This is a genomic window from Gluconobacter sp. Gdi (assembly GCF_014132155.1).
Lineage (GTDB): Bacteria > Pseudomonadota > Alphaproteobacteria > Acetobacterales > Acetobacteraceae > Gluconobacter.
On record NZ_BLJQ01000074.1, the window covers coordinates 1 to 382 of the forward strand.

A 382-nucleotide genomic window follows, 5' to 3' on the forward strand; every position below is an offset into this window, starting at 1 on the left:
AGCCCTGCAGGAAGAGCTGGATCGTTCTGCATCTTCCGGTGCTGACACGTCCGAAACGACACAGCGCCTGGCTGCAGTGCAGAAGGAAATCTCCCAGACCCGCACGGCTGTTGCGGACCTGTCCCGTCAGCAGAAAACCTCTGCGGATGCACAGGCTGCCTGGAACGGCCAACTGGGCGAAAGCAGAGTCATGCTCACGGGTATGCGGGATGGACTATCCTCGGTCTCTCAGGCAGGAACGTCGGCGATGTCTGGTCTTCGGGCCGGAACTGACAGTTCGACGAAGGGTCTTTTAAGGCTCGCAGCCTCCGTGGACGAAATTTCCGGCAAAATGCTGGATCTGGCGCGTGCCGAGAGTCGGATGGAGAATTTCAAGGCATCC

1 protein-coding gene is annotated in these 382 nt (G+C 59.2%); it reads left to right on the plus strand.

Features of this window, described 5'->3' with window-relative positions; genetic code table 11:
- Positions 1-382, plus strand: a 382-nt coding sequence (locus JN414_RS16535; RefSeq protein ID WP_202208891.1) for a hypothetical protein, incomplete at both ends; no start/stop codon positions are given.